This window comes from Vreelandella neptunia, assembly GCF_034479615.1.
In the GTDB taxonomy this organism is placed as follows: Bacteria; Pseudomonadota; Gammaproteobacteria; order Pseudomonadales; family Halomonadaceae; genus Vreelandella; species Vreelandella neptunia.
This window is the reverse complement of the sequence record NZ_CP140255.1, coordinates 4,881,939-4,902,795: the sequence shown is the minus strand read 5'-3', so window position 1 is coordinate 4,902,795 and position 20,857 is coordinate 4,881,939. Positions and strand designations below refer to the sequence as shown.

Here is a 20,857-nt window from a genome sequence, read left to right as displayed (position 1 = left end):
TTATGACTGGTTATTTTTTAGCCATTAATGCTTCGATTTCGACGATCTGCTTAGGCACGTCTGCGGTCAGCACTTCATGACCTTCGTTAGTGACGACCACATTATCTTCAATTCGAATACCAATGCCCTGATAGGCGTCAGGAATATCGTCATCGCTAGGGATATACAGGCCGGGCTCCACGGTGAGCACCATGCCTGCGACCAGTGGCCGAGGTGTTTGCTCATCCAGCCGATAGGAACCAACATCGTGTACGTCCAGCCCCAACCAGTGCGACGTTGAGTGCAGGTAAAAGCGTCGATAACTCTCGTCATCAATGCGCGCCTGTACATCACCTTCCAGCAGGCCAAGCTCAATCAGCCCGGTAGTTAAGTCATGCACCACGCCCTTGTGGATATCCACAAGGGTGGCACCCGGCTGGACGGCACTCACAGCGCGCTGCTGGGCGTCGAGCACCACCTGGTAGAGCGCTTGCTGGGCATCATTAAAACGCCCAGACACCGGAAATGTGCGGGTAATATCACCGGCATATAACTCAAACTCGGCGCCCGCATCAATGAGCACCAAGCCGTCTTCACACAGCGGTGCGCTGTTTTCAATATAGTGCAGTACACAGGCGTTGGCACCGCTACCCACAATCGTACTGTAGGCAGGGCCACTGGCCCCATGCCATACAAACTCATGCTCTAGCTCGGCCTGGAGCTGAAATTCGCTCAACCCGGGGCTAGACACCTGCATGGCGCGCCGGTGCGCATGGGCAGATATCAACGCCGCATGCCTGAGCAGGGCAATTTCAGCGTCGCTTTTGATTAACCGCATGGCGTGAATCAACGGGCTGATATCCAGCCAACCTTTTAGCGGCGGCCGACCACGCCTAAGCCCGGCCTGGGCTTCCTGTAAAGCCTCTTCAGCCATGCTGACAGCGTCAGCATTATCTAGTGGTAGATAAAGCAGCTCGCGCCCCGTCAACAATTCGGTCAGCCGTTCATCGCGTACTGCATTTTCAAACGCCTGATCAATTCCGTATTCAGCGACCACGCCTTCGGCGCCCAAGCGGCGCCCTGTCCAGGCTTCCATGGTGGGGTCACGATCCTGACAGAACACCACGCTTTCACCTTCAGCGCGCCCTGGGAGCAGCAACAGCAGCGCATCCGGTTCGCGTATGCCCGTCAGGTAGTAAAAATCGCTGTTCTGGCGGAAAGCAAATTCGCTGTCCCGGGAGCGGGTCATCAGTCCGGCACCGGGAAGAACCACCGCTGCGTTATGTGGCAACTGGGCCATTAAGGCGTCACGGCGGTGGCGATACTCGGCCACGCTGACCGCAGGGGGACGAGGTAACATTTCGGGCCGCATAGAGGCTCCTAGCATAGAGATTCAGACTGAGGCGATTAATGAACGGGCGCGTCGGTTTGTTCGACTTGCGGCATCCCAGGGTGTTGCTCGGTATACAGCAACATGGCGGCCATACGGGCATGCTCGGTAAGCGCAAACAGATCGTTTTCATTTTCGGGGCTGTCGTCGATATCGGTATCTATACGGCCCAGCGCCTGCAAGTCATCAATCGCCTCACGGAGCGCCGGAGACCAGCGCTCACGCAGCTCGTTGTCGGCTACTTCATCGACCACTTCGATAAAGCCCAGCGTCCACTCTTTAAGCCCTTGCGCCTGCTCGCCCAGGGAGAACAGCTCGTCGGGTAGCAGCGGCGTATAGTCCAGGTCGCTAGCGCTGAGCGCCTCTACGGTTTGCCGCCGCCAGCCTAGTAGCCGCTCGGCGCTTGCCTGATCGCGAGGCTGCTCAACGCCTAGGCTCTGGCAGACTTCGTCCAACCAAGCCTCTGCATTCACATCGCGTAGTGCCAGCAGCGCACATAAACGGCCATCCAAAAACGCTGGTGACTGCATGCTGCCATGGAGAAGAAAGACATCTGCGACATCGGAGAAGTCCTGACGCTCATCAATCAATGACATAGTATTTAATAACCTCGTATTCACTGGGCGTGTGATGGATAGGGTGGCGTCAATGGTACGAGATGCACTCGCCGCGCGTTGACCGCGCACAAGCGCCTCTCTTATAGTGAGCGACACCTATCTTCCTATGCTGTGATGTTAACGCATTGGGCCCCTTGCTGGCCCGTGCTGGAGTCTTTGATGAGCAACGCCAAGCGGCCAACCAAAGAAATAACCCTGTTAGGGCGCGGCTATATCATTGCCTGCGACACGGGCGAAGAGGCCAAACTTGATCGCGCCGCGCGCTACTTAGACCGCGCCATGCAGGGTATCAATGCCCAAAGCAGCGTGTTGGGGAGTGAGCGTGTGGCGATCATGGCAGCCCTCAATATCACCCACGAGCTTCTTGAAGCCATGGATGAACACCGCGCCGGTGAAGAGAACCTGCACCGCCTAAATGAACGCCTTGAGCGAGCATTGGCCAAAACGCGCCCGTCCTAGGCTTTACCTGAAAGTGCTGTCAGCGATTAAAGACTCGGCGAACGTTTAACCCAGACCTTTGGCATTAGCCGTCGCTCTGTTAGGATGGCGGGGTTCTCTGGGGTGTACGCCAGTCGTTATAGTCCCTCGAGCCTATGCGTAATACCCAGGGGGCCAAATGCTAGCCAGGCCCGTGTGCATGTCCGTGCGTCGGAAAGCCTGACGGTCTGGCTGCGGCCACCCACCTGAACCAGTAGGTTCAGGGCCAGAATGACAGCGGCACTCTGGAGAACACCCGAACATAGCTGTGAGAAAATATAGGGCATAAGAGAACATATGCATGGAACGCCTGCATCCGGAAGAGGATAAGCGCGCGCTACGCCGCTTTTTACGTCGCCAACGCCGAGCCCTTTCTCAGCATGAGCAGCGCCTTGCAGCAGAGCGCTTGTGCCAACGATTAAAAACCCTGCCTGAAATACGCCGCGCACGGCGCTTAAGTCTTTATCTGCCTGTCAACGGCGAAATCGATCCTACTCCGCTTATTCCCTGGTTACGCCAGCGTAACGTCGATATTTACCTACCTGTTTTACGCCCGTTTAGCGCTAACCACCTGTGGTTTGTTGCCTATCGCTCTGACACCCCAATGGTGAAAAACCGTTTTGGGATTTGGGAGCCTGATGTGCGATTCAGCGCCCAGCGGCGTAATCGGCTGCCCGCTTGGGCACTAGAAACGCTGATTGTTCCGCTAGTCGGATTTGATGCTAATGCGAACCGCATGGGCATGGGGGGCGGGTTTTACGACCGCAGCTTAGCGTTTATGCATCGCCCCGGCCCATCGCCGACTTTGATTGGCGTCGCTCATGCCTGCCAACAGGTGGCTTCTCTGCCTGTGGAGCCATGGGATGTGCCTTTACAGGTAGTCGTCAGCGACCAAGGCTGCGTACGCCGCCAATAAACCACTACAAAAAAGGCCGACCCAATAAAGGATCAGCCTCTCTCATATGCTATTTGTCACCTTGCGGGGATTAGCTTCCCGACAACGCCTGCGCATAGCCGGTAGCAAGTACACCTAATGCAAAAACCACCATCAACGCCATTACCATATCAGGCTTCTTCCGCCGCATGCCGCTTCTCCAACACCTTTGCCGTTGCCGAATGTGCTAAATCCACCACACTTTACTGTTTTAAAAGGGTGGCAGATTTGCTTAATTTCGCTCACGACTATAGGGCTATTAGGCCACCGTTGACAACTGGTTTAACGACATTTTTTAGCCCCATTTCTGAGGATTAAGTTACGTTAAGCCACTAGCAGCTCTGACGTTTAAGGTAAGCAACCACTTACACACAACTATTTGCTCATACCTTTTACTCACCGCAAGGCAACTTTAAGCCATAAACAGTCGGTAGGCCGGATTATCGCTTTCGCGCCAGTAACGGTAACCGATGGCGTCTAAATACTCCGCCACATGGGTGCGATCACCGTTGGGCACTTGCATACCCACCAATACGCGACCATAGGCTGCGCCATGGTTGCGATAGTGAAACAACGAGATGTTCCAGTCGTGGGGTAACTGCGTCAAAAAGTTCATCAGCGCACCGGGGCGCTCGGGGAACTCAAAACGGTACACTTCTTCTTCAAAACGCTCGCTGGGACGGCCGCCGCTTAGGTGGCGAATATGCAACTTCGCTAACTCATTGTCGGTCAGGTCTTCCACTTGGTAGCCACCGTCACGCAGCTTGTCGATTACTGCCTGACGATCTTCACCGCCGGGCTTCACCTGCACGCCTACATAGATATGCGCTTCGCTGCTGTCAGCGTAGCGATAGCTAAACTCGGTCACCATGCGCTTGCCCAGCGTGCGGCAAAACTTTTTAAAGCTGCCGGGGTTCTCGGCAATGGTCACCGCCAGGATCGCTTCACGCTGCTCGCCTAGCTCTGTGCGCTCGGCAATGTGCTGTAGGCGGTCAAAATTGGTATTGGCGCCTGAGTTAATGCACAGCAGCGTTTCGCCCTCAGCACCGGTCTGCTGGATATATTTTTTCAGCCCCGCCAGCGAAAGCGCGCCAGAAGTTTCTGCCACTGCACGGGTATCTTCAAAAATATCTTTCACCGCCGCACACATTTCATCGGTATTAACGGTGATAACGCCGTCGATCAGATCTTTGATCAACGAAAACGGCACCTCGCCGATTTGCGCCACCGCAACGCCTTCGGCAAATACGCCCACTTGGTCGAGCACCACACGCTCACCCGCCTCCAATGCGGCTTTTAGGCAGGCACTGTCTTCGGCTTCCACACCGATCACTTTGATATCCGGGCGTAGGTACTTCACATAAGCCGCGACACCGGCGATCAACCCACCACCACCAACCGGCACGAAGATGGCATCTAAACGCCCAGCGTGTTGGCGCAGAATTTCCACGCCGATGGTGCCTTGACCGGCCACCACATCGATATCGTCAAACGGCGGAATATAGGTGTAGCCATGCTCTTTGATCAGCTCTTGTGCATGCTCGACGGCAGCGGCGAAGGCATCCCCTTTGAGGACGACCTTGGCGCCCCGGGCACGCACCGCCTGCACCTTGATATCGGGGGTTATGCGCGGCATCACAATGACGGCTTTGACCCCCATCAGCTTGGCGGCCATGGCCAGCCCTTGGGCGTGGTTACCGGCGGAGGCGGCAATGACACCTTTATCTTTTTGAGCCTGGGTGAGCTGCGCCATTTTGTTATAAGCGCCACGGATCTTGAACGAAAATACCGGCTGTAGATCTTCGCGCTTAATCAAAATCTGGTTGTTGAAACGACGCGACAAAAAGGGTGCAGGGGAAATCGGTGTCTCACAAGCGGCTTCATAAACGCGGGCTTGGAGGATCTTTTTGACGGTTGCTTCGAGCATGCGGGTATCCCAAGAGAAAAACGTGAGCGGACAAAGCTTTCATTGGTAGCAGATTACGTATAGCGGCGTCTAGCCGCGTTTCCATCGGCAGGCAACGTTTAGGTCGTTATACTAGCGCCACTATCTCTTTTCTCTAACTCTCCTCTGACTCACAAGGCTTTTTATGAACCAAGCTATGAACCAGGATGAATTAAAGGCCGCCGTGGCGGATGCCGCCATTGCAGAAATTAAATCTCAATTGGAAAAGGATACCATCTTAGGCATTGGCACCGGCTCCACGGCTAACCTGTTTATTGATCGCCTGGGCCCCCTACGCCATCACTTTAAAGGCGCGGTGGCGAGCTCTAAGGCAAGCGCCGAGCGCCTTGAGAAACTGGGCATTGAGGTGTTTGAGCTCAACAGCGTTGGCACAGTCCCTTTTTACATCGATGGCGCAGACGAAGTAAATGCTAACTTACATATGATTAAAGGCGGTGGCGCTGCGCTAACTCGCGAAAAAATTGTGGCTGCCTGTGCCGAACGCTTTATCTGCATTGCCGATGGCTCAAAGTACGTGCCTCAGTTAGGTCATTTTCCGCTACCGGTTGAAGTCATCCCCATGGCTCGCTCTTATGTCGCCCGCGAGCTGGTAGCGCTTGGTGCCGAGCCGGTTTATCGCCAGGGGGTAGTCACCGACAATGGCAACCAAATCATCGACTGCTTTGAATTTTTGATCGAAGACCCGGTAGCCATGGAGGCGCGTATCAACGCTATCGTCGGAGTGGTGACCAATGGCCTGTTTGCCGCCCGCGGCGCCGATGTTCTGCTGCTGGGCAAGGAAGATGGCGTAGAGCGCATCACGCGTTCATAAAAAGACTATTGTCACTCGTTGAGGAATTATCTCTGCCAGAGTGATTTCTGCACGGGTGGGAGGTAGCTTTAGCTTGCGACCATTTAAGCGGATAACAAGACAACGGCATATAAATAACTGCACTGGTTACCGGGGCAGCAGGGCTTCCAATCCTGTCAGGGTGCGAGCCAGCGCACCTTTTTGTGCCTCAATCACCGCGCGGCCGGCGCGTCCAGCCTGTTGGGCGCGCTCGGGGTTGGCAAAATAGCCTGCCACAGTGTCTGCCAGGGCCTCCGGGCTATCGACTAAGGTTAGCGCACCTGCCGCTAGAAGCGGCTCAGCCACATCAGCGAAGTTTTCAATTGAGGAGCCGCTAAGCACCGGCCTGCCGAGCGCCGCGGGTTCAAGCACATTGTGCCCGCCCAATGGCACTAGGCTGCCCCCCACAAAGGCCACACGGCCCGCCGCATACAGCATAGCCAATTCACCAAGCGTATCCCCCAGGTAAACCTGCGTTTGCTTTGTGGCAGGCTGCTGGAGGCTGCGGCGGCTGAGTGCCCAGCTTTCTGTTTGGCAAAGCTTAGCCACCTCATCAAAGCGCTGGGGGTGACGGGGCACCAGCACCAGCAACGCGCTCGGATAGCGCCTAAGTAGCTGACGATGAGCTTGAAGTATCAGTGTTTCTTCGCCATCTCGGGTTGAGCCCGCCACCCAAACCGGACGCTCTCCCCACTCTTGAAGTAAGTGCTCACCCTCTTTCTTCGCCTTATTTTGGCTAGCCATTTCAAATTTCAGCGAGCCGACTATGCGGGTGATACCCGTGCTGCAGCCAAGGGCATTAAAGCGTTCGGCGTCTGCCGATGATTTTGCAGCTAGCCAGCTAATCTCGGCGAGCGTGCTGGCCATTAGCGGGCGCAGGCGTTGGTAGCGCTTAAAGGCGCGGGGCGATAGGCGGCCATTCACCACGGCCACCGGCACACCCTGCTGGCGGCAGGCGTGAATCAAGTTGGGCCACAGCTCGGTTTCAAACAGGATCGCTAGTTCGGGCTGTACGCTGCGTACAAAGCGTCTGGCAGCACCGGGAAAATCCAACGGCAGGAAGCGATGGGTAAGCCTTGCCTGATCGCTTGGGGGTTGCTCGCTAATGAGCGCTTGGGACTGCTGGGCGCCGGTAGCGGTCATGGTGGTGAGCAGCAGGCTATGCATTGGGTGACGCGCTAGTAGTCCCTCAATCAACGGTCGAGCAGCGCGGACTTCTCCCACCGAGGCGCAGTGCAGCCAAATGCGTGGCGCAGGGGGAAGCGGCTGCAGGCGTAAACCCAGCCGTTGAAGGCGTGAGTAAGTGGGTACTTGCTCACGCCAGATGCGCCAGCCAATCAGCGGTGAGAGCGCATACAGTGCCGCTGAGTAGGCAAGCCGAGGCCAGGCAGGTGAAGACATCAGAGGTTTCTTAACGCTCACGATCTAGAATCGAACTAATCATCGCCGAGGTCGACACGCCATCTTCAAAGCCCAGTACTTTAACCTCGCCACCATTAGCGATAACCGCCGCGCCCCCGGCGATATCTTCTGGCCGGTAGTCGCCACCTTTGACTAATATATCGGGTAGCACCGCTTCGATCAGCGCCTGGGGGGTGTCGTCACCAAACGGCACGACCCAATCGACGGCGCCTAACCCCGCCAACACCTGCATGCGCCGGTTAAGTGGATTAATCGGCCGCTTGGGCCCTTTCAGACGGCCAATAGAGGCATCGTCGTTAACCGCGACGATTAAACGGTCACCCAGACGTTTAGCCTGCTCCAGATAAGCCACGTGGCCAGCGTGCAGAATATCAAAGCAGCCGTTGGTCATGACCACCCGCTCACCGCGCAGTTGAGCAGCACGCACCGCCTCGATCAATACATCCGGCTCAATCAACCCAAACTCGGCCAGCTTATCGCCATGTAAGGCCGTGTAGAGCTCGGCGATGGAAAGCGTTGCCGTGCCCGGTTTGGCCACTACCAACCCTGCCCCCAGGTTGGCCAGCATCATCGCTTCGGGAAAGGCGTGGCCTGCCGCTAGCGCTAGCCCCATTAGGCCAATAACGGTATCGCCCGCCCCTGTCACATCGAAGACTTCCTGAGCGCGGGTAGGCAGGTGTAGCGGCGCATGCCCATCACGAATCAATGTCATGCCCTTTTCACTGCGGGTAATCAGCAATGCTTCCAGCTCAAGCTCAGCGCGCAGCGCTTCGCCGCGGCGGGATAACTCAGCATCGGTCGCACAATGGCCCACCACGGCTTCAAATTCGGTGAGATTGGGGGTAATTAAACTCGCCCCACGATATTTGCTGAAATCCTGCCCTTTCGGATCGATTAGCACCCGCTTACCCTGGGCTCTTGCGTTGGCTATCAAGTTTTCTACTTGGTTCAGCGTGCCTTTGCCGTAGTCGGAAAGGATCACTATGTCGCAATCAGGGAGCGCCTTTTCTACCTGCGTCACTAGCTCAGTGGTATCGACACTGTCCAAGCGCTGCTCGAAATCCAGGCGCAGCAGCTGCTGGTTACGACTCATCACACGCAGCTTGGTAATCGTCGGCACCTCAGCGCTACGCTGAAAGTAAGTACTTACCCCTGAAGCACTCAAGCTGGCTTGTAGAATCTGTGCGTTGTCATCGTCTCCGATCACGCCCGCTAGCACCGCGTGGCCACCTAGGGAAGTAATGTTCAATGCCACATTGGCCGCCCCGCCTGGGCGATCTTCGACATCTTCCACGCGCACCACCGGCACCGGCGCTTCGGGGGAAATGCGCGAGGTACCGCCATGCCAGTAGCGATCTAGCATGACATCGCCGACCACTAGCACGTGGGCATGTTCTAAGGCGGTTAAATCAATCTTCATCGATGCTCCCTGCGCTGGCGGTAGAGTCGGTATGCGCCAGCAGTGTATCCAGTTTAGCGATAACGTCGTCTGCTTTAATCAGCATCATGGCACTTGGGTGGCGCACCCGTTGGCCCCAGCTCACCTCATCTACCGACTTATGCAGATAAGTACGTACCGCTTCGGGGTAGGCGTTGACCGCAAAATCACGCCACAAATAGGGCGCGGCGCGCTGGGGATTGGTGGAGGCATAAAGCCCCAGTGCGGGTGTTCCCATGGCATTGGCCATATGAATCGGTCCGGTATCCGGCGCTATCACCGCTTGGGCTTGATCGATCAGCGCTAAAACCCCTTTTAAAGAGGTGCCGCCAATGGCGTTAATCACACTGCCTGGCTGGCAAAGCGCTTCGATTTGATCGCCTATTTCCCGCTCCAAGGCACTACCACCGCCGGTCAATACGCTTTTAAGACCGTATTGCACCCAAGCGTGTTCAATAACGCTAGCGTAGCCTTCTACCGACCAGTTGCGAAAATTACGCAGGCGAACGTTGCTACACGGGTTAATGACGAGGTAAGGGGCCTCACCGCTGATCACCTGAGCCTCATTACGTGCCGTATCGGGCACAGGTAAATCCCACGTTAAGCGGTTATCCTCTACCCCGAGCACCCGGGCGAAGTCCATAAAGGACTCCAGCACATGGGCATTCGGGTGGGGCGCGAGCTGATGCTGGGTGAACCAGTGCTGAGCATCTTTGGCGCGCGCCTTGTCATAGCCCACACGTACGTCGGCCTTCAGCCCAAGTGACAGCATGCTGGCACGTATGGCCTGCTGCATATGCAGCAGTACATCGAAGCGCGTATCGGCAAGCTGCCGCCATAGCGCACGCATACCGGCAATACCGGTCGACTTGTCGTAAACAACGAACTCGACCCCGGAAAGCCCCGCCAGTAGACTGTGCTCCCCCTTACCGATAATCCAGGTAATGCGCGCATCGGGCCACTGGCGCTGCAACGCCCGCACCGTGGGCACGAGATTGCACACATCTCCTAGGGCGGAGAGGCGCAAAATGGCAATGTGGTTAGGCTGAACAGGCAGAGAGGGCTTCATGCGCTTAGCGGCACTCCGGCAGAGAAATTGGCTGATTTTACATGATGTAGACAGTTTATGTGACGCGCCGGGAACACACCAAATTGATCCAGACCTATTCACTCGCGATTACTGGTGTGAACGCGGATTAATTGTGGGCGAAGCGCCTGGCCGGGGCAGTAGCCTGTTTTTACAGGCAACCCCGACCGAGCAGTGGGTATTAAGGCCCTATCGCCGGGGGGGCATGGCGGCCAAACTCAGTGAGAAACGCTATTTATGGACTGGCGCTGAGCGCACCCGGGCATTTCGTGAACTGCGCTTAACCGCCAAGCTTTTTGAGCAAGGCCTACCGGTACCCCGCCCCGTAGCGAGCTGCGTTACCCACTACGGGCTTACTTATGAAGCCGCGTTGATTACCGTGCGCATTGCTGGCGCCAAAGCATTCGCTGAGTTACTCGTCAACGATCTGGCGGATGAAGCGTTATTAAAGCGTGTAGGTGCTATGATTTACCGCTTTCATCAAGCGGGGCTTGATCATGTTGACCTGAACGCCCGCAATATTTTGATCGACCCCACGGGCGAGCCTTGGCTGATTGATTTTGATCGCTGCAGGCTACGGTCTCCAGGGAAGTGGGGGAAAGAAAATTTAGAGAGGCTGGAGCGCTCCATCAAAAAGTTCACCGAAGCGCCGTTTATGCCTATCATTTATAAAGGATACCGCTGCTAATTCAGTTGTTACCTAAACCGGGTATCAATTTTGAGTGTTCCTCTCTGGGTTCAGTTCATATAGCTTGATTCTCAAGCTTCCGCTGGCAGGCTCGGTAGCTACCCCATAACACCACAAGCCAAAAAGTGTAAATCATGACCCCGCTATTATGAGTCAAAAAAGCTTGTGAGAGACCAAAATCTATATAAGCGACCGGCAGCAGCGCCCCACCTACGGCTAATGATCGAAGTTCCAGATTAGGCGCATTCAACTGGCGCATAAATAGCCGCAGAGGTACCAGATAAAGTAATAGCAGAGCGGCAAGACCAAGGACTCCTCGTTTAGCGGTCGCATCCACAAACTCATTGTGTGCATGCTCATACTGAACAACGCCTGGATCAATCACACCAACCCCCGCTAGCGCCTGCATTCCGTGTTGATAACCATTGCTACCCCAGCCAAGCAGCGGTTTCTCAATGATTAGATGGGAGGCCCCCTTCCACATCTCAAAGCGCGCTCCCACTGAGGAGGTTCGGCTCTCGCCCGATACATAGCGTTCAATATCTTCGAACGCCTGATGGACACGTTGTTGAACACCTAGCTGAGGCACTGCATATACGCACAACGCCCCCAACAACACTATAGTTAAGGCGCCTATCTTCCAGTGCGTAGCGAGCTCATATCCATAGGCGCGGTACAGCACCCAAAGTACAAAGGGAAGCCCTACCCATCCCCCTCTGCTACCGGAAAAGAGCGAACCCAAGACACCTCCCAGAGCCCCCAGAGTCAACAAAAGCAGCCACTGTTTGCGATTGGGCTGCACAATTGCCCAGCCCATACCGGCTAAACATAATATGCCCGTTAACATACTAATGTTCCCAAACTGGATAACATGGGTATACCCGCCTGCGCGCTCAACGCCTATAAGCAGCTTTTGCCAAGCACCCCAGCTTCCAACAGCCACTCCCCCCACGGCCAGGCCACTCCATAGCCAACCTAGCCGTGGTGGATAGGCCAATATCAACGCTAATACAGGAACTACCAATATAAAACGCAATGGTTTATCCGCACCTCGAAATCCCTGCTCGTCGCTCCAGGCTTCGAATAGCCCCACCAGTGCGTAAAAAGCCAATACACCAATAACCCACCAATCTTGACGGTCAAAGCGTACATTTGTGCGGATGAAGGGCAGCGCAAAAGCGCCAAGCAGCAATAGCCCGGCGCCTACTGAGTAGCCTGAGGGTACAATAGGCGCAATGGCGCCCAGTAGCAACACCGCAAAGGAGGTATACCCGCGCATCAGCGAAAAATGAGAGGGCGCAGAAGAGAGTGACGATAAGTCCATAAGTATTTCCGTTTGGGCACGGGGTGGAGAAAAGTCGCTATTCTGACAGACTCTTTACTGCGTGACAGCCAATCCTCTGCCAGGGTTCAATGTGAAGACTAGCTTGTATCTCAGCAGCAGTGGTTATAATTAACTATTTCGACTTCAAGGTTCACAGTCGTGCTTACAACTGTCCAGTCTTTTCAAAATATTTTTGCATTACTAAAAGGCCAATGAGGTGTTCTTGCTGATAATTTAAAAATGGTTTTACATAATCATTAGCATTTTGAATTATTTGCTTTGCCTCACCAAGGTGGCAAGAGTAATAAGCCATCTTCTCTTCTAAATCTGAGTAGTCATCAGCTACCTCAACGTAGTGATAGCCCGGTTTAAGCACTCCTTCCATAAACCAAGTCTCATACTTAGGCTTAGCCATAAAACATAAAGAGTTAGAGGCCATAATCCACTTGAGATTCGTCGCCACATCATTACCCTCTATACTCAGTATAAATTTATACTGCAATTGTTCACTAATACTCATAAACGGGCGTGCACAGGGATCACCTTGGACACCTTTACGTGTGTCTCCTACATCACACAGGGGATGAGCGTAATACTGTTTAACAAATGCCTGACGGTGCGACTGATGACAGGCCCCACGCCACACCAGCTTATCTTTCTTATCGTCAAAGCTTAGCGGATCGTTAACAAAATAATAATGTCTCACTCGGTTTAATTTCAGCAGGATAGAGTACTGATTATCTTGAGTAATGGGGCGGCTTTTTACAAAAGCAGGCTCTTGAGGTACGTTGCGAACATCACCTGGTAAGAAATGGAATTGTAAGGACTCATTAAACCTCAACAAATAGCGTTTCATATCGATATAGTAAGACCAGCTTTTTTGTTTGGAAAAACTGCCGACTCTTTCCGCTTGCTGATTAAGGACACTCTGTCCAGAGAGCTTGTTATAGTAATTAACTCGACTTTCAATATAATATCGATCTCTACCTAGCGGCATTCTATTAAATGCATTGAGAATTTTTCTCTGCTCATAGTGATAGTATCTTTTAGGCAAGCCAATTTCAAAAACACCTTTACCGTAAAACAAAAATTTATGCTTGTTTGCTTTCCATCGATTTTTCAAGGACATAAGCTTTAGCCTATACTGTCATAAGAAGTGTCACAGGAGCACTATATGGAGCGGTATAACGGCAAGTAAGCTGCGGCCATTGCATCAGGAGAGTAGTTCTCCAATTGAGCAAAAGCCCTATAAGATAATTCAGCCCTAAGCCGGCTATCATTCATCATTCTCTTGATACCATCGGCTAGCATTGCGGCATTATTTGGGGGCACTAAAAGACCCGTCTGTTCATGCGTTATTATATCAGGAATTCCCCCTACGTCGCTGGCAATAATGGAGACTTTAGCAGTCATTATATCTAGGAGTACCGACCCTAATCCTTCATTCCGTGAAGGAAAGGCAAAAAGATCCAATGCTGGCATATAGTCACCAATATTGGCTTTGAAGCCCAACCAACGAACATTACTTAAAGATTCGCTCTCCTGTTGAAGCTTATGCTCATCTTCCCCCTTTCCAAAAAATACAAACAGCACCTCTGGATACGTTTTTTCAAACTGTCGAGCCACCTCTAGCAGTACTCTCTGCCCCTTATGGCGATCCACCAATGCCCCAATATGTCCCACAATAAAGCGTCCTGGGTACGTATCACGTAGTTTTTTTGCAACATCAGGATTATGGCGAACAGGTGTATATGCACTTGCGATAACAAATATTGATCGCGGCACTAACGCATTAATCTCACGGGCAATGACATTTGAAATGGCGACACAACAGTGGGCGTAACGATAAAAAACCTTATTACTCCATTTACGTTTAATAGGGGTATCAACTCGGCGAGTAATAATATAAGGCGTACGAAACAGCACGCTATGTAGCCATGCCCAATGAACCGCTTTTGCCTCATGCGCATGGATAATCCCCCCCTTACCAGCCTGCCAATGGCCCGCTAATTGATGATTAGCATTAACAAATTCAACATCGGGAGTATCTGCTAGCTCAGCACGCAGCGGTGATGATGGCTGGCATACGAGCGTCTGGCGCCCTATCTCATCCTGTTTGGCTAATGCTTGTATCAACAGGACTGTTTGGCGTTCACCACCACGAAAGCCTCTGGCCAGATTGACATGAATGATGTGCAAAAGCGCCTCACGGGGGATATGGTAAATACAAAGCCGCTATAATAGCACCCACTACCTACTCACTAACAGGATCGGTATAATTATGCCCGCTGGCGTTAGCGTTGTTATCATCACTCGAAATGCAGCCTCGACGTTGAGGCATACGCTGGATGCGCTGCAATGCTTCGAAAACGTTGTGATTTATGATAACGGATCCAGCGACGAGACCTTACCTATTGCAGCAAGCTATCCAAACGTTTCCCTTTACGAAGGTGATTTTCTAGGCTTCGGACCTACTAAACGTCATGCCGTTTCCTTAGCTAAACACGATTGGATACTCTCACTGGATGCAGACGAGGCCCCCTCAAAAGCGCTCATTGAGTCGCTTACATCTTGGGTCAATAGCGCATCACCCAATGACCTTGGTGAAATAGTGCGCGAGAACTGGATGATGGGGCAACCTGTTCGCTACTCTGGATGGGGTAATGACTGGCTAATTCGGGTATTCAATCGTCGCAATCATAATTTTAATGACGCCATGGTTCATGAAGCAATCGCTGTAAGCAGCGTTAGCCGGATACAGCGCTTATCGGGTAGTATTGAACATACGGCTGTTACGGATTTATCGCAGTTTTTAGAAAAAATTAATCGTTACTCTACTCTTCGCGCTGAGTCAGGAAAGCTTAAGATTTATTCAGTGCCGGTCATTTTTTTCAAAGCACTATTCGCTTTTCTGCGCACCTATTTTTTACAGCAAGCTTGGCGCGATGGCTGGAGAGGGCTAGTGATAGCAGTATCGAATGCTAACGGCGTATTTTGGAAATATATGAAAAATTATTTGAAGGCTAGACATTAATTTTTAAAACCACTATCAGCAGGTTCTATCATGGAAGAGGTGCCAACCGCCGTTATTGCTATTCGTAAATTGAATAAGACTACTGGCGCAGCAAGAATTGCTTTGCAACAAATTTCTATTTTGAAAAGTATGGGTTATCGGGTCAAAGTTATATGCGAAAAAGCTAATAAAAAAACGGTAGCTTCCTATGGTGCGGATTTGAAGATCATTCCCAAGCTTCCTCTAAGCAGCTTCATAAGACGACTTTGGTTCACCAAACGTGCAAATGCTTGGTGTCGTCAGCACAGACCTTCACTTGTAATTAGCCATGGAGATATGGAAAATTCAGATATCATTTATATGCATAATTGCATCGACTTAGCGCAGGAAATTATGTGCCCACATGTCGTTGGCAATCAAAGTGACGTATCCAAAATACATCATAGAGTTTTGCAAAAAAGTAAATACAAACTCGTTGTCGCGAACTCTCAAATGATGGCTAATGACTTGATCAAACGCTATAAAATCCCATCGGAAAAAGTTAGCATTTCTTATCCTGGCTTTGACGATCGACAGTTTAACACTTCAGTTAAAACAACCTCTAGAATGAAACAGCGTGAAGAATTGGGTATTAAAGATAAAGAAAAACTCATAGGACTTATAACCTCGGGAGACTTCAAGAAAAGAAATCTTGACCTCTTTATCGACATTGCGTATGAGCTAATTCACAACTCAGAGATCACATACCGTTTTTTGGTAATCGGCCAAGGAGATATAACTCCCTATAAAGAAAAAGCTACTAAACTTGGCATTGAAAAGCACTTTACGTGGAAAAAAACCGTTCCTAATGTAGAGTGCTACTATGTTGCTTTAGATGTTTTTGTATTACCTGCTCATATTGAAGAGTTCGGTTGTGTCGTGTTGGAAGCAATGGCGTGCTCAACCATTCCATTAATCTCCGAGCGGGTTGGAGCAGGTGAGTTACTTCAAAATGAATTAAAAGATTTGATTATAAAAGGATATGACCCAAAGGAATGGTTCCAAGCTATTGATAACATAAATCGTAGCAATAACAGCAAGATAACAGAAAAATTAGTTAATACTGCAAAAAAGTATTCTTACGATTATCAATATGATGTTCTTCAGGGATTGATTTCCCAGCACCTCCAAAATAGCATCAAGGATGAAGCATGTTTTACTCACTTAAAAGAATAGAAAAAGCAATAGAGCATGGCGATGAAATAGTAATTCATGATAATGATATTATATCTTATTGCTCGAATAGGGTTTGTTACTTATACAAGTCCAATCCCACAAAGCTAATAAAAGTTGCCCGACACCCAGAGGATTGGGAGAGCGATCACAAACAAAGCTTTTCTGAATGGTATGTTTCAAAAAATATCACTTCAAAGGGTATAGAGTGCCGGGTCAGTTTATGCGAAAAGTGGGTACGAACCAATAAGGGGCCTGGTTTGGTGGTAAATAGAATTATTGACAATAAAGGCCAGTCTTTGACGTTAAGAAAACTTCTTTTCAGAAAAGAAATTAGTGTCGAGTCCGCCTTGAATATGATTGAAAACATTATAAAGAATTTCTCTGAAATTGGCATCCCTGCCTCCGACTTCAATATCGACAACTTCATTTTTGAGGGTGATATTAATAACAGAAAGTTAATAATGGTTGATGGTTTTTCTCCTAAAAATCTTAATTTAAAAACTCATTTGCTTTTGCATAGTAAAGTATTGTCGAATTACTATACCAAGCGGAAATGGCGAAAAACAAAATCGAGATTCACCTATTGCGCAGAAAAAGTTTATGCTGGGAACTATCGCTTTGCGGCAGCGACTCCGCTACACGACATCACTCCTAGATACTCTAATAGCTCACCGAGGTGAATTCGTCATGGGTAATTGATTTAATAGCCAAATGCACCTGATGACCAACATTCGCTTGATACGTAGGTTACATATGAATCCTCATGCTATTCAAAAAATAGCGATAATAACTATCGGCCTCTGCCTGGGTTATACCGTAACAGTAATGACCCGCCTGCCCTGGTGGACGCTATTTTTTGTAGCCGCAGCATGGATTGGTGTAGGGCATAAGCTACGCTGGGGCCGACCTGCCAACGCCCGTTATCGTAAAATGTGGCCCTGGTCACTGGTACCGTTAAGTCTTTGGGGTGTTTACGTTTACTTGGCGGATAGCTTTGGCATTGTCGATCTGGGTGCGGTGTTTTTTCACCTCCAGGCAGGCATGGCCGAGCATGGTGGCGCAGGCAAAATGATTTCAGCGGTGCTCTATACGTTGATAATGATCGGCGTACTAGCAGCCGTGACGTGGCTATCACGTCACGATCAGCGCTGGCGGTTAGCCGAGCGCTTTTTCGCTATTTTGTTGCTGGCTAGCAACCCGCTACTTTATGGCCTAGGTCAACGCAGCGCGTCGATAGTCACTGATGATGGCGCCTGGCTAGACCGACGCTATAAGCCACCCCCCACTGAACATTTAAGGGACGCACCTAACCTACTCATCCTATATCTGGAAAGCATAGAGCGCACCTACTCCAATGACATATTCGGGGATGCTTACGCCAGCCTTAACGAGTTGGGGAAACAGGGTACCGTCTTTGAGGGCGTGCGCCAGATGGATAATACAGGCTGGACGATGGCGGGCATGATTGCCAGCCAGTGCGGCGTGCCATTGATGCCTGCAGGGCTCCTTCATGACAGCCAGTTTGAGCCTCTTTCCAAGGTTGTCCCTGGCGTCGATTGTTTGGGCGACATCCTTGCTGAACAGGGCTACCAACTAAGCTATCTAGGTGGTGCTAGCACTCAGTTCGCGGGTAAAGGACTTTTCTATCGCGGCCACCAATTCAATACGGTGAAAGGGCGTGAAGATTTAGAGCCCCTGCTAGAGAATCCTGAGTATGTAAATAGCTGGGGCCTCTATGACGACACGCTGTATGACATCACCGCCGATGAAATCAGGCGTTTAGATAAAGAAGATAACGGCCCCTGGGGTGTGGTTAGCCTGAATTTAGCAGGCCATGCCCCCAATGGTTATCCCTCCCAATCATGCGTGGAACGACAAGGTGAGTTTGACGGCCAGGACATTCTTTACTCGGTGGAGTGCGCGACTTGGCTGGCTCAAGATTTGGTTGAACGGTTGGATTCTGAGGGTCTTCTCGATAATACCTTGGTGGTCATACTGAGCGACCATCTGACGATGCGCGTTTCTGTGTGGGATCAATTGACCGCGCTAGACCGCGACAACACGCTGATAATGCTGGGCAACGATATCGAGCCACAGCGTATTCGCCGAGACGCTACCATGCTGGATGTTTTCCCCACGATACTCGATGCGCTGGGCTTTAGTTTAGAGCGCGACCGCGCTGGATTGGGCACTTCGCTTTTCAGCAATAATCGTACGCTGGTCGAGGCCCACGGCATCGAAGTGCTTAATGAGCGTTTACGGGAAGAGACGGCGCTTCAGCACCGCCTTTGGGAGGGCATTTCCCCTCAGCGGCGCGAGCCCGATGAGCCTCCTCAAGAAGCCACTCAAGAGCAAACGCTAGAGACGCCTGCTGACGCGGCAGACGAAGTCGAGCTCATCCATTAACGATCACGCTCTCCCACTGATGAGCCGCGTGAATCTGTTGGTAGACTTGCTCAACGCTGAGCAGATTCAGACAATTGGTATGCCCCAACGGGCAGGTACGCTGAAAGCAGGGAGAGCAGGAGAGCGCTAGGTAATGAATGACGGCGTTATCGGTCAGCGGCGGTGTGTAGGCGGGCGACGAAGAACCGTACAACGCATGGATACGAACGCCTACCGCTGCGGCCACATGCATTAATCCCGAGTCGTTGGTGACTACCTGTCTGCAGTCCGCCAACAAATCAACTGCATCGGCCAGCTGCGTTTTACCACACAGGTTATGCGCATGGGAAAGCCCCTGTGTGATCTCCTCTCCCGCTGGGTGATCCTTTGCCCCACCGAGTACGCGCACTTCGAACCCCTCTTCCACCAGCCGTTTGGCTAATGCATGAAAATAACTAACCGGCCACTGCTTGGCAGGGCCGTATTCCGCGCCAGGCATCATCCCAATCGCCGAACGCGATGAAAGCGAGTGCGTCAGGCGTAAATTGACCAGATTATCGCGGTCTATCTGCAGGCGCGGCTTAGGCACCGCAAAATCGCCGCTAGCCGCTTCTTCAAGCGGTAAACCCAGCGATACAAAGCGCTTTACCGTTTGATCAAGCACCTGTTTGTCGAGTTTGCGGCGCTCTTTAAGGAGCCCATAGCGATGTTCGCCTAAAAAACCTATACGCTCAGGAATGCGTGCCATAAAGGGAACCAGCGCGGCTTTCCACGAGCGTGGCAGTACAATGGCACGATCAAAACGTCCACGCAGGCGGTTGGCGAGTTCACGGCGGCTGGCCAAGCCAAATTCACCGTGCCCCACTGCCAGTGGCAGCACTTCGTCCACTTCGGGCATCCGCTCTAAAATAGGCTGTGACCATGCTGGTGCAACCACGCCTATCGTCGTGCCTGGCTGACGGGCTTTTAGGGTCATAAACAGGCTCTGTGCCATGACCATATCGCCTACCCAAGAGGGGCCAATCACCAGCAAACGCTGAGCTGAGTTAGCCATTTAACCACTCCAAGTAGGCCTTTACCCCTTGAGCAACGGTTTTAAACTCCACATCGCAGCCGCTTTCGCGTAGCTGGCCAATATCAGCACGGGTATAGCTCTGATAACGTCCTTTCAGCTCTTCCGGGAAGGCAATGTAGTCAATCTCACCTTTACCATAAAAGTCGGTAACCGCCTCGCCAATGGCTTTAAAAGGCTCGGCCCGACCGGTGCCAAGATTGAAGATACCTGACTTGTCGGGATGATCTAAAAACCATAGGTTCACATCGACTACATCGCCCACATAAACAAAGTCGCGACTCTGCATGCCTGCCTCGTAGCCGTCATAACCGCCAAACAGCTTGAGCGTTTCGCCATTACGAATTTGCAGATGGTTGTGATAGGCCACACTGGCCATTTTGCCCTTATGCTGTTCACGGGGGCCGTAGACATTAAAATAACGAAAGCCCACTACTTGAGTGGTTAGCTCGCTCCAGCGCGAACGCACGTGCTGATCAAACAGCAGCTTGGAATAGCCGTATACGTTAAGCGGCTTTTCGCACTCGGGCACCTCTTTAAATACCTCGCTGCCGCCATAGGTGGCGGCTGACGAGGCGTATAAAAAAGGAATACTCTGCTGCTCGCAGTAATTAAGCAGCACTTTGGAGTACTCAAAGTTATTTTCCATCATGTAGTGGCCATCCCACTCGGTGGTATCTGAGCAGGCGCCTTCATGGAAAATAGCATCGATCTTAGGTAGCTCGACGTTATCACCGCGCAGGGCAGCTTTTACCCTGGCAAGGAAATCGTCTTTATCGAGATAATCCGCCAGCGTGCAGTCGGCTAAATTGACGAATTTGGTGCCATCGCGTAAATCGTCAACGACCATCACGTCATTTCGACCACGGGCGTTCAATGCTTTGACTATGTTGGCCCCGATAAAACCGGCACCGCCTGTTACCACAATCATACTGTTCTCCTTACCTAAAGCGGCTTGTTGGCATACTTGCCTATAACCCATCTGCCTAGGATTGTATACTTGACGCCTTATGAATTCATG

General features: G+C 51.7%; 19 protein-coding genes and 1 other RNA gene. 9 read left to right on the top strand and 11 right to left on the bottom strand.

Going from position 1 to position 20,857, the window contains the following annotated elements:
• Positions 1-10: 10 nt before the first annotated feature.
• On the bottom strand, positions 11-1,351 hold the full coding sequence (gene pepP / locus SR894_RS22680; protein WP_223289090.1) for a Xaa-Pro aminopeptidase: 1,341 nt from the start codon (positions 1,349-1,351) through the stop codon (positions 11-13).
• Positions 1,352-1,386: 35 nt separating this feature from the next.
• A complete protein-coding gene (locus SR894_RS22675) occupies positions 1,387-1,965 on the bottom strand; it encodes a UPF0149 family protein (RefSeq protein ID WP_223289089.1) in 579 nt (192 codons plus the stop codon).
• 180 nt (positions 1,966-2,145) lie between these two features.
• Between SR894_RS22675 and SR894_RS22670 the strand changes: the two genes are divergently transcribed.
• The 3 genes from SR894_RS22670 to SR894_RS22660 all read left to right on the top strand — a co-directional run bounded on the left by SR894_RS22670 (position 2,146) and on the right by SR894_RS22660 (position 3,379).
• Positions 2,146-2,445, top strand: coding sequence for a cell division protein ZapA (locus SR894_RS22670; protein WP_071694902.1), 300 nt, complete (start codon positions 2,146-2,148; stop codon positions 2,443-2,445).
• A 91-nt stretch (positions 2,446-2,536) separates the two neighbouring features.
• Positions 2,537-2,719, top strand: a non-coding RNA gene (gene ssrS / locus SR894_RS22665) — 6S RNA.
• Positions 2,720-2,764: 45 nt separating this feature from the next.
• Complete coding sequence (locus SR894_RS22660; protein ID WP_223289088.1) at positions 2,765-3,379, top strand: 5-formyltetrahydrofolate cyclo-ligase; 615 nt, start codon at positions 2,765-2,767, stop codon at positions 3,377-3,379.
• A 430-nt stretch (positions 3,380-3,809) separates the two neighbouring features.
• Here SR894_RS22660 and ilvA read toward each other — a convergent pair whose 3' ends face one another.
• Positions 3,810-5,324 (bottom strand): threonine ammonia-lyase, biosynthetic, encoded by a 1,515-nt coding sequence (gene ilvA, locus SR894_RS22655; RefSeq protein ID WP_133733107.1) that lies wholly within the window; start codon positions 5,322-5,324, stop codon positions 3,810-3,812.
• Positions 5,325-5,499: 175 nt separating this feature from the next.
• Between ilvA and rpiA the strand changes: the two genes are divergently transcribed.
• On the top strand, positions 5,500-6,174 hold the full coding sequence (gene rpiA, locus SR894_RS22650; protein ID WP_223289087.1) for a ribose-5-phosphate isomerase RpiA: 675 nt from the start codon (positions 5,500-5,502) through the stop codon (positions 6,172-6,174).
• A gap of 126 nt (positions 6,175-6,300) precedes the next feature.
• Here rpiA and waaA read toward each other — a convergent pair whose 3' ends face one another.
• From waaA to SR894_RS22635, 3 genes are read right to left on the bottom strand one after another with little or no spacing between them, the layout of a single operon-like run.
• A complete protein-coding gene (waaA, locus tag SR894_RS22645) occupies positions 6,301-7,593 on the bottom strand; it encodes a lipid IV(A) 3-deoxy-D-manno-octulosonic acid transferase (RefSeq protein WP_223289086.1) in 1,293 nt (430 codons plus the stop codon).
• A 10-nt stretch (positions 7,594-7,603) separates the two neighbouring features.
• Positions 7,604-9,034: a bifunctional D-glycero-beta-D-manno-heptose-7-phosphate kinase/D-glycero-beta-D-manno-heptose 1-phosphate adenylyltransferase HldE gene (gene hldE / locus SR894_RS22640; protein ID WP_223289085.1), complete on the bottom strand. Its 1,431-nt coding sequence runs from the start codon at positions 9,032-9,034 to the stop codon at positions 7,604-7,606.
• The gene (locus SR894_RS22635; RefSeq protein ID WP_223289084.1) at positions 9,024-10,121 is read right to left on the bottom strand and encodes a glycosyltransferase family 9 protein; all 1,098 of its coding nucleotides are present in this window, start codon (positions 10,119-10,121) and stop codon (positions 9,024-9,026) included. The genes hldE and SR894_RS22635 overlap by 11 nt, the downstream gene beginning before the upstream one ends.
• Between SR894_RS22635 and SR894_RS22630 the strand changes: the two genes are divergently transcribed.
• Positions 10,120-10,827, top strand: a complete 708-nt coding sequence (locus tag SR894_RS22630) for a 3-deoxy-D-manno-octulosonic acid kinase (protein WP_133733112.1) — start codon at positions 10,120-10,122, stop codon at positions 10,825-10,827. The genes SR894_RS22635 and SR894_RS22630 overlap by 2 nt on opposite strands.
• A 55-nt stretch (positions 10,828-10,882) precedes the next feature.
• On the opposite strand, the gene SR894_RS22625 is transcribed toward SR894_RS22630, so the two are convergent.
• From SR894_RS22625 to SR894_RS22615, 3 genes are all read right to left on the bottom strand, one after another.
• Entirely contained in the window at positions 10,883-12,151 is a 1,269-nt protein-coding gene (locus tag SR894_RS22625) for an O-antigen ligase family protein (RefSeq protein WP_246638299.1), read from the bottom strand.
• A gap of 163 nt (positions 12,152-12,314) precedes the next feature.
• Positions 12,315-13,280, bottom strand: a complete 966-nt coding sequence (locus tag SR894_RS22620) for a glycosyl transferase family 90 (protein WP_223289083.1) — start codon at positions 13,278-13,280, stop codon at positions 12,315-12,317.
• 41 nt (positions 13,281-13,321) lie between these two features.
• Positions 13,322-14,350, bottom strand: a complete 1,029-nt coding sequence (locus tag SR894_RS22615; protein ID WP_246638298.1) for a glycosyltransferase family 4 protein — start codon at positions 14,348-14,350, stop codon at positions 13,322-13,324.
• 82 nt (positions 14,351-14,432) lie between these two features.
• Here SR894_RS22615 and SR894_RS22610 point away from each other — a divergent pair, with 82 nt between their 5' ends.
• The 4 genes from SR894_RS22610 to SR894_RS22595 all read left to right on the top strand — a co-directional run bounded on the left by SR894_RS22610 (position 14,433) and on the right by SR894_RS22595 (position 18,785).
• Entirely contained in the window at positions 14,433-15,185 is a 753-nt protein-coding gene (locus SR894_RS22610; protein ID WP_133733114.1) for a glycosyltransferase family 2 protein, read from the top strand.
• A 30-nt stretch (positions 15,186-15,215) separates the two neighbouring features.
• Positions 15,216-16,379 (top strand): glycosyltransferase family 4 protein, encoded by a 1,164-nt coding sequence (locus SR894_RS22605; RefSeq protein WP_223289082.1) that lies wholly within the window; start codon positions 15,216-15,218, stop codon positions 16,377-16,379.
• Positions 16,355-17,059, top strand: a complete 705-nt coding sequence (locus SR894_RS22600) for a YrbL family protein (protein WP_223289081.1) — start codon at positions 16,355-16,357, stop codon at positions 17,057-17,059. The genes SR894_RS22605 and SR894_RS22600 overlap by 25 nt, the downstream gene beginning before the upstream one ends.
• Positions 17,060-17,132: 73 nt before the next feature.
• Entirely contained in the window at positions 17,133-18,785 is a 1,653-nt protein-coding gene (locus SR894_RS22595; RefSeq protein WP_223289080.1) for a sulfatase-like hydrolase/transferase, read from the top strand.
• On the opposite strand, the gene waaF is transcribed toward SR894_RS22595, so the two are convergent.
• Together waaF and rfaD are read right to left on the bottom strand one after the other, a co-directional pair.
• Entirely contained in the window at positions 18,775-19,818 is a 1,044-nt protein-coding gene (gene waaF / locus SR894_RS22590) for a lipopolysaccharide heptosyltransferase II (protein ID WP_133733118.1), read from the bottom strand. The genes SR894_RS22595 and waaF overlap by 11 nt on opposite strands.
• Positions 19,811-20,767, bottom strand: coding sequence for an ADP-glyceromanno-heptose 6-epimerase (gene rfaD / locus SR894_RS22585; protein ID WP_133733119.1), 957 nt, complete (start codon positions 20,765-20,767; stop codon positions 19,811-19,813). The genes waaF and rfaD overlap by 8 nt, the downstream gene beginning before the upstream one ends.
• Between the last annotated feature and the right edge of the window lie 90 nt (positions 20,768-20,857).

What these genes read in the sequence shown, in the direction of transcription:
- pepP (WP_223289090.1), bottom strand. Translation starts at nt 1,351, where the DNA reads ATGCGGCCCGAAATGTTACCTCGTCCCCCTGCGGTCAGCGTGGCCGAG.
- SR894_RS22675 (WP_223289089.1), bottom strand. Translation starts at nt 1,965, where the DNA reads ATGTCATTGATTGATGAGCGTCAGGACTTCTCCGATGTCGCAGATGTC.
- SR894_RS22670 (WP_071694902.1), top strand. Translation starts at nt 2,146, where the DNA reads ATGAGCAACGCCAAGCGGCCAACCAAAGAAATAACCCTGTTAGGGCGC.
- SR894_RS22660 (WP_223289088.1), top strand. Translation starts at nt 2,765, where the DNA reads ATGGAACGCCTGCATCCGGAAGAGGATAAGCGCGCGCTACGCCGCTTT.
- ilvA (WP_133733107.1), bottom strand. Translation starts at nt 5,324, where the DNA reads ATGCTCGAAGCAACCGTCAAAAAGATCCTCCAAGCCCGCGTTTATGAA.
- rpiA (WP_223289087.1), top strand. Translation starts at nt 5,500, where the DNA reads ATGAACCAGGATGAATTAAAGGCCGCCGTGGCGGATGCCGCCATTGCA.
- waaA (WP_223289086.1), bottom strand. Translation starts at nt 7,593, where the DNA reads ATGTCTTCACCTGCCTGGCCTCGGCTTGCCTACTCAGCGGCACTGTAT.
- hldE (WP_223289085.1), bottom strand. Translation starts at nt 9,034, where the DNA reads ATGAAGATTGATTTAACCGCCTTAGAACATGCCCACGTGCTAGTGGTC.
- SR894_RS22630 (WP_133733112.1), top strand. Translation starts at nt 10,120, where the DNA reads ATGCGCTTAGCGGCACTCCGGCAGAGAAATTGGCTGATTTTACATGAT.
- SR894_RS22635 (WP_223289084.1), bottom strand. Translation starts at nt 10,121, where the DNA reads ATGAAGCCCTCTCTGCCTGTTCAGCCTAACCACATTGCCATTTTGCGC.
- SR894_RS22625 (WP_246638299.1), bottom strand. Translation starts at nt 12,151, where the DNA reads ATGGACTTATCGTCACTCTCTTCTGCGCCCTCTCATTTTTCGCTGATG.
- SR894_RS22620 (WP_223289083.1), bottom strand. Translation starts at nt 13,280, where the DNA reads ATGTCCTTGAAAAATCGATGGAAAGCAAACAAGCATAAATTTTTGTTT.
- SR894_RS22610 (WP_133733114.1), top strand. Translation starts at nt 14,433, where the DNA reads ATGCCCGCTGGCGTTAGCGTTGTTATCATCACTCGAAATGCAGCCTCG.
- SR894_RS22605 (WP_223289082.1), top strand. Translation starts at nt 15,216, where the DNA reads ATGGAAGAGGTGCCAACCGCCGTTATTGCTATTCGTAAATTGAATAAG.
- SR894_RS22600 (WP_223289081.1), top strand. Translation starts at nt 16,355, where the DNA reads ATGTTTTACTCACTTAAAAGAATAGAAAAAGCAATAGAGCATGGCGAT.
- SR894_RS22595 (WP_223289080.1), top strand. Translation starts at nt 17,133, where the DNA reads ATGAATCCTCATGCTATTCAAAAAATAGCGATAATAACTATCGGCCTC.
- waaF (WP_133733118.1), bottom strand. Translation starts at nt 19,818, where the DNA reads ATGGCTAACTCAGCTCAGCGTTTGCTGGTGATTGGCCCCTCTTGGGTA.
- rfaD (WP_133733119.1), bottom strand. Translation starts at nt 20,767, where the DNA reads ATGATTGTGGTAACAGGCGGTGCCGGTTTTATCGGGGCCAACATAGTC.